Annotated in this window: 6 protein-coding genes; 4 read left to right on the top strand and 2 right to left on the bottom strand. The window is 47.6% G+C overall.

Annotated elements, in window-relative coordinates; all coding sequences use genetic code 11:
- Positions 1-318: 318 nt before the first annotated feature.
- Positions 319-765, top strand: coding sequence for a hypothetical protein (locus tag BLR32_RS07810; RefSeq protein ID WP_089830350.1), 447 nt, complete (start codon positions 319-321; stop codon positions 763-765).
- Between the two features lie 67 nt (positions 766-832).
- Here the strand turns inward: BLR32_RS07810 and BLR32_RS07805 are convergent, their stop codons facing one another.
- Positions 833-1867: a LacI family DNA-binding transcriptional regulator gene (locus BLR32_RS07805; RefSeq protein ID WP_089830348.1), complete on the bottom strand. Its 1035-nt coding sequence runs from the start codon at positions 1865-1867 to the stop codon at positions 833-835.
- A 378-nt stretch (positions 1868-2245) separates the two neighbouring features.
- On the opposite strand from BLR32_RS07805, the gene BLR32_RS07800 reads away from it, so the two are divergent.
- From BLR32_RS07800 to uxuA, 3 genes are all read left to right on the top strand, one after another.
- Positions 2246-5419 (top strand): SusC/RagA family TonB-linked outer membrane protein, encoded by a 3174-nt coding sequence (locus BLR32_RS07800; RefSeq protein ID WP_089830345.1) that lies wholly within the window; start codon positions 2246-2248, stop codon positions 5417-5419.
- Between the two features lie 15 nt (positions 5420-5434).
- Positions 5435-7252: a RagB/SusD family nutrient uptake outer membrane protein gene (locus BLR32_RS07795; protein ID WP_176842200.1), complete on the top strand. Its 1818-nt coding sequence runs from the start codon at positions 5435-5437 to the stop codon at positions 7250-7252.
- Between the two features lie 178 nt (positions 7253-7430).
- Positions 7431-8597 carry a mannonate dehydratase gene (uxuA, locus tag BLR32_RS07790; RefSeq protein ID WP_218124160.1) on the top strand — a complete coding sequence of 389 codons (1167 nt, stop codon included), beginning with the start codon at positions 7431-7433 and terminating at the stop codon, positions 8595-8597.
- Here uxuA and BLR32_RS07785 read toward each other — a convergent pair.
- Entirely contained in the window at positions 8500-9336 is an 837-nt protein-coding gene (locus BLR32_RS07785; protein WP_143011389.1) for a hypothetical protein, read from the bottom strand. The two genes, uxuA and BLR32_RS07785, sit on opposite strands and share 98 nt — an antisense overlap.
- Positions 9337-9343: the final 7 nt, after the last annotated feature.

Genomic DNA, 9343 nt, shown 5'->3' with positions numbered 1-9343 from the left:
GATCCCCCGGGTAATGCGAATAATCCCCCCGGATGTGGACGTACGTGGGAATACGGTAATTACAGCAAAACATCAATCAACCCCGTTAGGGGTTGCGTTGTTTGTAGCCCGGGGTTTCTAACCCCGGGTAATACGGCCCCCCGGTAATGCCGACGATCCCCCGGGTAATACGAGCGGTGCCCGGTAATGCGGTGCGCTGAGAATGCGGTTCTCCCAACAAAACACCAATCAACTCCGTCAGGATTACGTTGTTTATAGCCGGAATTACATACGGCAGGTATACGCAAAAAAGAGAAGATGTATTAACTTGCGGCCCTTATGTGTGAATTGTTTACGAATTTATATAATGCTTATTTTACGCTTGGTGGGTCGGATAAGTATATCATGGGCAAGAACCTTAGAATGGTTAGTATCTCTGAGAATGCGTATTTACTTCATTTAGAGACCAGGGAGGTAACGTTCCTGAACTGGTTTTATGGAAATCCGACCTGTGGCCTGATCAGTGAAGATGAAAGGTGGGCTGTAATGGCGGGCGATTTCGAAATAACGGTCTGGGATGAGGGTGTTGTCACTACTATTGATACGAGTCCTGTATTTGATATTCGTCAGAAAGATGCGTTCACAGTTGAGTTGTTAATGAACATACCCTTTCTTGATGCAGCTGTGTGGGAGCTGAATGTTGCGACGATGGAACTGCGGGAAACAGGGCATTATACATTGTTTTTCAATAGGGAGTATCTCAGCAAATGTACTATACTTGGTTAGTTAGTTAGTTAGTTAGTTAGTTAGTTAGTTAGTTAGTTAGTTAGTTAGTTAGTTAGTTGTGTTCCTGTCATTTCCTCTTCCCTGAAGACGCCCTGATAATCAGTTCAGATCTCAGTACAATCGTATTCGTATTGGTAATATTGGTATCACCGTTGAGGTGGTTGGCCAGGCTGGTAACGGCCGCTTGGCCCATGTTGTAGCCAGGATAGTTGACGGTGGTCAGATTAGGCTCTATGACCCTGCTGATTGGGTCATTATTGAAGCCGGCGAAGGCGATGTCTTCGGGGATGTTGATACCCGCGTTCTTGAGGGCGATCATGCAGTATACGGCTGCAGTGTCGTTGGCAGAGAATACTGCTTCTGGTCGGTCTTTGGGTTTCAACTTCAGGAGCTGTTTGGCGGTGTCAGTACCGCATTCCTCAGTCAGGTTGCCTGTTATGACCAGCTTCTCGTCAAAGTGCAGTTTATGGTCCTGTAAGGCCTGTTTGTAGCCTCTCAATCTTTCCGAATATACATTCAGTAACATATTGCCGCCCAGGTGCATAATGCGTTTGTGACCCTGCATAATGAGGTGCCTGGTGACCTGGTAGGCAGCAGTGAAGTTATCTATAATGATACTGGTACTGTCGGGATGAGGGGCTACACGGTCAAAGAAGATAACCGGGATCTTCTTATTAAAGAACATATCGAAATGCCGGACGTTCTCTGAGCTATGAGCCAGGGATACCAGCAATCCATCCACTCTTTTATTGAACATTGTCAGTACGTTCTCCATTTCCTTGTCTGCCTGCTCCAGGGATTGCGCGATGATCAGGTTATATCCCTCCCTGCTGGCGGCGTTTTCCATGCCCGCCAGTACAGACGACATGAAACTACTATTCAGTCTTGGTACAATAACGCCCAGTGTCTGGGTACGTTTGCTACGCAGGCTGCTGGCAAAGGTGTTGGAGCGATAGCCCAGCTGGCGGGCCGCTTCAGCGATCTTTTTACGGGTCTTGATATTAATAGTCGGGTGGTCTTTCAACCCACGACTCACTGTTGTAGGTGAAATGTTCAGATGCTTCGCTATATCGTAGATCGTGATTTCTTTTTCTTCTGACATGACAAAAATGTTTCCCGTGCAAATAAAAGTAGAAATATCTGATGTAAAAAATACAATCGGTTGTATTTTTTATGAAAAGTACTATATTCGTTGTGTGAAAAGACTGATTTAAAGATTCCACTATGTAAAGCACATTTTCAAGGGTTCCACGAAATAAACGAAAGAAGGCTAGTGCCAATGGTTTAATGAAAAACAGACAGCTCATTTCCCGCCTGCCTATGGCTATAAGCGGCCCTTTACTGTGACTTCGTAACTACTGGTAGTTCACTTGTTGAATAGTCCTGCGGGCTATACGGTACTTATTGTGTGTAATCAAAGCTGGTATTGACTTATTGTTCATTACAACCGATTTCATTTACATCAATCAAATAAGGGAAAATGGTCAATCTACATCTACAATGCTTTAGGGGTAAATGGTGGCAGTATACGGCCTTCTGGGCGGTCGTAATGCTCTTTTGCCAGCTTACCTTTCCTGCGGTGAGTTTTGCGCAGCAGGATAAAACAATTAAAGGCAGGGTTATCAGTGACCTGGGGACAGCAATTATGGGGGCAACAGTACAGGTAAAAGGAACTGCAAATGGTACTGTGACCAATGTTAACGGAGAGTTTACCATTGCAGCCGGCCCTCAGGCTGTGCTTGTAGTATCAAGTATAGGATTCGGAGAAAAGGAAGTGGCTGTGGGCGGCAGAACAGAAGTGAATGTACAACTGCTGCCTGTGGCAAAAGATATCGGTGAAGTGGTCGTAGTGGGATATGGTACACAGAAACGGAAAGACGTGACCGGGTCGATCGTTTCTGTGAATGAAACAACGCTGCGTGAAGTACCGGCAGCCAACCTGCAGCAGGCATTGCAGGGACGTGCGGCTGGTCTGGAAATTCAGCGTGCCGGCACTACGCCCGGTTCCGGCGCCCAGATCAGGGTAAGGGGTACAAGGTCTATCAGCGGTTCCAATGAGCCATTGTTTGTGGTAGACGGTATTCCTTTTGAAGGTACCCTCAATGATCTGAACCCGGATGATATTGCTTCCATTGATGTGCTCAAAGATGCTTCTGCTACTGCTATCTACGGCTCCAGGGGCGCTAATGGTGTGATCATCGTTACAACTAAACGTGGTAAGAGCGGCGATACCAGGATCGCTTACAGCGGTTATCATGGTATCAGTACCGTGGCTAACAAATATCCTGTATTCAATGCACAGGAATACCAGGCTATGCGTAATACTTCTACCTGGGGACAGGGTTATATGCCGGAAGAACAGAAATCTATCGCCAGCGGTAGAACGACTGACTGGCAGGACCTGATGTATAGTTCAGGATATCGTACTAACCATAATATCACTGTAAGTGGCGGCCATGGTGGTAACAACTTCTCCCTCGGTGGTGGTTATTATAAAGAAGACGCAGTGCTGCCAGGACAGGATTTTACACGTTATTCATTAAGGGCTACTATTGATTCACGTATCGGTAAACGCATCAAAGTGGGTATCAGTACCCTTAACCAGGTGGGTGTTACCAATGGTTCGCAGTTTGTGGCTGCTGCTACAATGTTCCCGACACTGGCAATGAGTCCGCTGATGCCGGCATATGACAGCACCGGCGCTGTGATTCCATTACCGAATGGTAATATCGATGATAATAACTACCCGACTTATAGTGCGCTCTTGCTGAAACATAACAACAATAACTGGGTGGATAAGGTGCGCAGGCTGACTACCAACAACAGTCTCTATGGCGAATATGAGATACTGGATGGACTGCGTTACCGGGTGAACCTGGGTCTGAGTTACCGTCAGCAGGAAAGCGACCAGTTCCAGAGTGCGAATACACCTACCAATCCTGCGTTCTTCCGCGGTTTCAAAGGAAATACTGCTTCTGTCAATAATGAAGAATCGTGGGGATATACGCTGGAACATCTCCTGTACTACGACAAGACCATCGCACAGAAACATCGTATCAACTTTACAGGATTATACAGTATACAGGAGAACCATACACATAATACACAGGTATCTAAAGATTCTATCAATGAAGATTTTGTACAATTCTATAACCTGGCACAATCCAATGTAACGCCGGCAGCTGTTGTGAGTGGCGGAGAAAGTTCATGGGCGCTGTTGTCTTACATGGCGAGGGTCAACTATGTATATGATGACCGTTATATGCTGACACTGACCGGCCGTATGGATGGTTCTTCGAGATTAGCGCCAGGCCGGAAATGGCATTCCTATCCGGCGGTATCCGCAGGCTGGAATATCAGTAAGGAAGCATTTATGAGTAAGGTGAAGTATCTGTCTAACCTGAAGCTGCGCGCTGGCTGGGGACAAACATCCAACCAGGCTGTTAATCCTTATGCATCGCTCGGACTCGTGACGAATAATAATTTTCTGACAGCGCCGGGTAATGTGATCAGGTATAACTATGGCGGCACCATTGTGACGGGGTACCAGGTGAATACACTGCCTAATCCGAATCTGCAGTGGGAGTATACACAGACACGTAATATAGGTGTGGACTTTGGTCTGTTTAACGACAGACTGACTGGTAGTGTAGATTATTACTATGCCAAGACTAACAGGATTTTGTATAGTGTAACCTTGCCGCCTACTTCAGGTGTGGCGGGCGCTTATCAGACGAATATCGGTGAGATGCAGAATAAGGGTATGGAGTTTTCCATATCATCTGTCAATGTCAGATCAAAGAGTGGTTTCTCCTGGACGACTGATCTGAACCTCTTCTTCAACAGGAACAAGGTCCTGAAATTAAGTAACCAGGTGACGCAGGATGTGGCTAACCAGTTGTTTGTTGGTCACCCGATGTCGGCTATTTATGATTACAAGAAGTTAGGCATCTGGCAGACCAGTGAGGCTGCTGAAGCTGCGAAATTTGGTGCTGTACCGGGACAGATCAAGTTTGAAGATCATGGTGGTCCGGATGGAAAACCTGATGGTCAGATCAGTGCCCTGTACGACAGGTATGTGATTGGTAGTATGGATGCGCGTTTGCAGGGTGGATTGACCAACAGATTTGCTTATAAAGGTATTGACCTGAGTATAGTGATGTATGCACGTTTCGGTGGAATGCTGATTAGCCAGGTGCATCAGCCGAATGCTGCTTACCTGACGGTAATGGATGGTAAACGTAATGGTATCAAGGTGGATTACTGGACGGAGAATAATCCTTCCAACTGGTTCCCGAAACCACAGGCGAATATCAGCAGTATCAGTACGGCATGGACGACGCTGGGTTATTATGATGCAACTTTCGTGAAGATCAGGAGCATCAACCTGGGGTATACGTTTAGTCCGGAGTTGCTGAAGCGACTGAATGCGCAGGCTATCCGCTTCTATTTTACGGTAGATAATGTGGCTACCTTGTTCTCACCATTCAAGCGTCAGACAGGCATAGATCCTGAAGGAACAGGTACCGGTACACAGGGTGTGGCTGATCCGGGTAATATCCGTTCAAACACGAATGGTAACGGTTCTATCACCTTAGGCGCGAGCACACCACCTACGAGGACTTTTACGCTTGGCGCGAATATCTCACTTTAAATCATTTGCATGCATATGAAGCCTATATATAAGTTGATGACGATGATGGCCGGAGGATTACTGCTGACAGTGACCGGCTGCAACAAGAAACTGGAGGAGCATCCGTATACGGTATTTTCCGTAGCATATTTCAAGACGCCGGCTGGTTTGCAGAATGCGGTGAACGCATTGTACTCTGGTATGCGATATGACTTTGGTCCGGAGGGAGCTGTGGCCATTACTGTAGATGGAACAGATGAATATACCTATGCGGAGCAGCCGAGGAATGGCGCGGGTGGTACACAGGATTTCCTGACATTGGGTAATTATACGCTGGACTTCGCAAACGGTGCTATCCAGACTCCCTGGAACAGGAATTATTCGAATATCAACCTGGCGAATGCCGTGGTACAATATGCGCCGGAAGTACCTATCAGTGATGATCAGCGGAAGGTGATACTCGGAGAAGCGCGGTTCTTAAGGGCGCAGTATTATATGTTGCTGGTGCAGCAGTTTGGCGCAGTGCCATTAGATCTGGGAAGCGGAGAACTGAAATTCAATGAAGTGGCTTTCCAGGGTTTCAACAGGTTACCGGTAGCAGATGTGCTGGTGAAGGATTACAACGCTATTATAGATGATCTTATTTTTGCCAGTCAGAACCTGCCGGACAAAAGGCCTGCTAATGCCTTTAAACTGTCCAAAGCAGCCGCTTTACATCTGCTGGCGAAGGCTTATATCCACCGGGCCTATTCCGCGGCAAAACAGCCCTCAGATTTCACGAATGCCTATAATACGGCGATGCAGCTGATCAATAACCAGGCATTATACGGTGTAGCGCTGCAGCAGAACTATGCAGATGTGCACAGGCCGGGGAATGATTATAATTCGGAGATACTCTATTCAGTAGAGCGTATTCCGGGTAATAATAACGCAAATGAGGTGGGTAATCCAAACGGCATTGGTGGTACAAAGGGTATTGATGCCAACAATGATTTTGTGGGAGATTATACTTCTGTGAGAGCGCCGCTGGCTACTTCCACTACGCAGCCGGTTGGTACAAGAACGGTGCAGTATGGCCGTCCGATCAGACGTTTTTGTCCTACGCCCTGGCTGTATAATGTTGCCTTTGCGGATAAGACAAATGACAGCCGTTATGATGGTTCATTCCGTACGGTGTATGTCGCTTCGCAGACAGGCGGCGGGTTCACAGCGAATGTAGATACTGCCTTCATCCTGGCAAAGACGGATCGTATTGCTGATTCACTGAATGGTATATCGCCTGCGGGACCGAAGCTAAAACCATATCGTGTGATCGCTCCGCGTGAGTTTTACCTGATTGGCGGGTCAATCGATCCGGTGGTGACAAGGAATATGTACCCAAGTCTGAGTAAGTATGAAGATCCTGGTAAACTTGCGGCGAACGACCAGGGTGGAAGGCCTTTTGTAGTCAGCAAATTATCCGAAGTATACCTGCTCGCGGCAGAGGCAGCACTGGGCGATAATCATCCTGCGGATGCAGTGGGCCTGATCAATGTGTTAAAACAGAGAGCGGCTTATCGTCCGGGATTGAGTCCTGATGAAGTAACAAACCGTTATAATGCCATTAAAGTAAATGATGTGGCGCAGATCACACTGGATTTCATTCTTGATGAGCGTACCCGTGAGTTGTGTGGTGAAAGCATGCGCTGGCCTGACCTGGCAGTGCGTGGTAAGCTGGTTGAAAGGGTGAAATTGTATAATCCGGATGCGGCGAATGGTATCAAAGATTTTCATGTGTTGCGGCCTATCCCAAAAGGGCAGCTGGATGCAGTGGCGGATATGAATAAAGCACAGTATCAGAATCAGGGATATTGATTGATTTTTGCTGAAGGTTTTTATAGGATAGGGTAAATAAAATGCCTGTAGCATGATGCTGCAGGCATTGCCCTTGATAGGTATGTCCGTGTGCATGTAGGAATGACACCAGTAGGTCCGGGAGAAATCAGCATAAAAATTCGTTTAATTAAGCATAATACTATAGCTAATGTTATTGATGGAGAAAACAATGCGCTGGTTCGGCCCTAATGATCCGGTGAGCTTATGGGATATCAGACAGTCGGGATGTACGGGTGTGGTGACTGCCTTGCATCACATACCAGTGGGAGAGGTATGGTCAGTACCGGAGATCCTTAAACGCAAGGAAGATATCGCTGCTGCCGGAATGGAATGGACGGTGATTGAAAGCTTGCCTGTAAGTGAGGATATTAAAAAGCAATCCGGTGATTATCTGCGGCATATTGCCAACTATAAGGAGAGTCTGTTGAATGTTGCGAAATGTGGGTTGAAGGTGGTGACGTACAATTTTATGCCGGTACTCGACTGGGTGCGGACCGATGTGAACTACACTTTGCCGGATGGCAGTAGGGCCTTGCGTTATGAGCGCTCAGCGTTCATTGCTTTTGACCTGTTCATGCTGGAAAGACCGGGGGCAGCCAAGGACTATACTTCCGCCGAGATTGAAGCTGCTAAGGCTTTGCTTGGGCGTATGAATGAGGAAGAAAAGACGCGGCTTTACAAGAATGCCTTATTAGGTTTGCCGGGTAGTGATGTGCCTTTTACGGCGGCTGAAGTGCTGGCAGCACTGGATACTTATAAGGGGATCGATGCTGCCAGGTTACGGGAGCACCTGTATTTTTTCCTCCGGGAAGTGGCACCTGTAGCGGAAGCTGCGGGATTGCAGCTGGCTATTCATCCGGATGATCCACCTTTTCCTGTGCTGGGACTGCCGCGTATATTGAGTACTGCTGATGATGTGGAGGCCTTATTGAATGCTGTTCCAATACCTGCGAATGGATTATGTTTCTGTACAGGGTCTTTTGGGGTGAGAAAGGATAATCATTTGCCGGAGATGGTACGTCGGTTCGGGGATCGTATTCACTTCGTTCACCTGCGTAATACCCAGCAGGATGCAGCGGGGAACTTCTTTGAATCGGACCACCTGGATGGGATTGTCGATATGTATGCCGTGGTGAAGGAATTAGTGCTGTTAATGCAAAGGAAAGGGCATACGCTTCCTATGCGACCGGATCATGGTCACCAGATGTTGGACGATCTTGCCAAAACTACCTACCCCGGTTACTCGGCGATAGGCCGTTTAAAGGGCTTGGCGGAGCTGAGAGGATTGGAAATGGGGATCGCTGTCGGGTTAAGCGACCGGTAATATGACGCCTTTTACCCGGCTTTGGGTAGGCGTAAGGGTGAAGTAAGGACGGCTTTGATATGGACTTAGGTTGGACCTGTAATATTGGTCTGACCCGGGTCTGTGGTGGTATGGGGGCGGGTTCCAGGACGCCGATGATGTCTAAAGCCTGGTGTACTTCGAGCAGGAGTATAGTAAGGTTATTGCTCCTTTCGAGGGTAATGGTTGTTGTTTCTTTGATTGTCATGGCCTCAGTGACCCGGAGGTCGACCTTTTCTTTCTCAAAATCGATGGATAAGGCGATGAGCTTTGCGGTCATGTCTTTATTAGTACCGGGTATCTTTACACGGAGCATTTCATCCTTTTCTATGTTCACATAGTCCATTTTTGGGACACGTGTTTCGCTGTTGAACCGGAAGCCGGTTAAGGCGGACATATTTTCCGGGAGAAGTCTTTTCTCTCCGGCGGGACGTGCTGTGTCCTTGCGGAGAATATCCGCCAATACGGTGTTCAGACGGTAGTGGAGGCTCTCGTCTTTGTACTTGCAGGTATATGGCTTTAGTGCCTGACGGATCAGGCGACTGGCTTTACTGGCGGTACCGAAGTCGGAGGCTGTCTTTTTTGTGGCAGCGGTCTGGTGGACGTCTTCCGGCGCCCGCCGGACGTAGTAGTTCTTTCTACCGCGTTTGTCTTTCCGGTAGTAATAAACGAGGTCGGCCATGCGACCGGATAATGGAATAATGCTGTTTTGTCTGGGCATTAATGGT

It is taken from the genome of Chitinophaga filiformis, assembly GCF_900102545.1.
Lineage (GTDB): Bacteria > Bacteroidota > Bacteroidia > Chitinophagales > Chitinophagaceae > Chitinophaga > Chitinophaga filiformis.
This window is presented reverse-complemented; position numbering and strand designations above follow the sequence as displayed.

Bases quoted from the DNA above. Each gene is read 5' to 3' on its own strand.
- BLR32_RS07795 (WP_176842200.1), top strand. From the start codon at position 5,435: ATGAAGCCTATATATAAGTTGATGACGATGATGGCCGGAGGATTACTG.
- BLR32_RS07810 (WP_089830350.1), top strand. From the start codon at position 319: ATGTGTGAATTGTTTACGAATTTATATAATGCTTATTTTACGCTTGGT.
- uxuA (WP_218124160.1), top strand. From the start codon at position 7,431: ATGGAGAAAACAATGCGCTGGTTCGGCCCTAATGATCCGGTGAGCTTA.
- BLR32_RS07800 (WP_089830345.1), top strand. From the start codon at position 2,246: ATGGTCAATCTACATCTACAATGCTTTAGGGGTAAATGGTGGCAGTAT.
- BLR32_RS07785 (WP_143011389.1), bottom strand. From the start codon at position 9,336: ATGCCCAGACAAAACAGCATTATTCCATTATCCGGTCGCATGGCCGAC.
- BLR32_RS07805 (WP_089830348.1), bottom strand. From the start codon at position 1,867: ATGTCAGAAGAAAAAGAAATCACGATCTACGATATAGCGAAGCATCTG.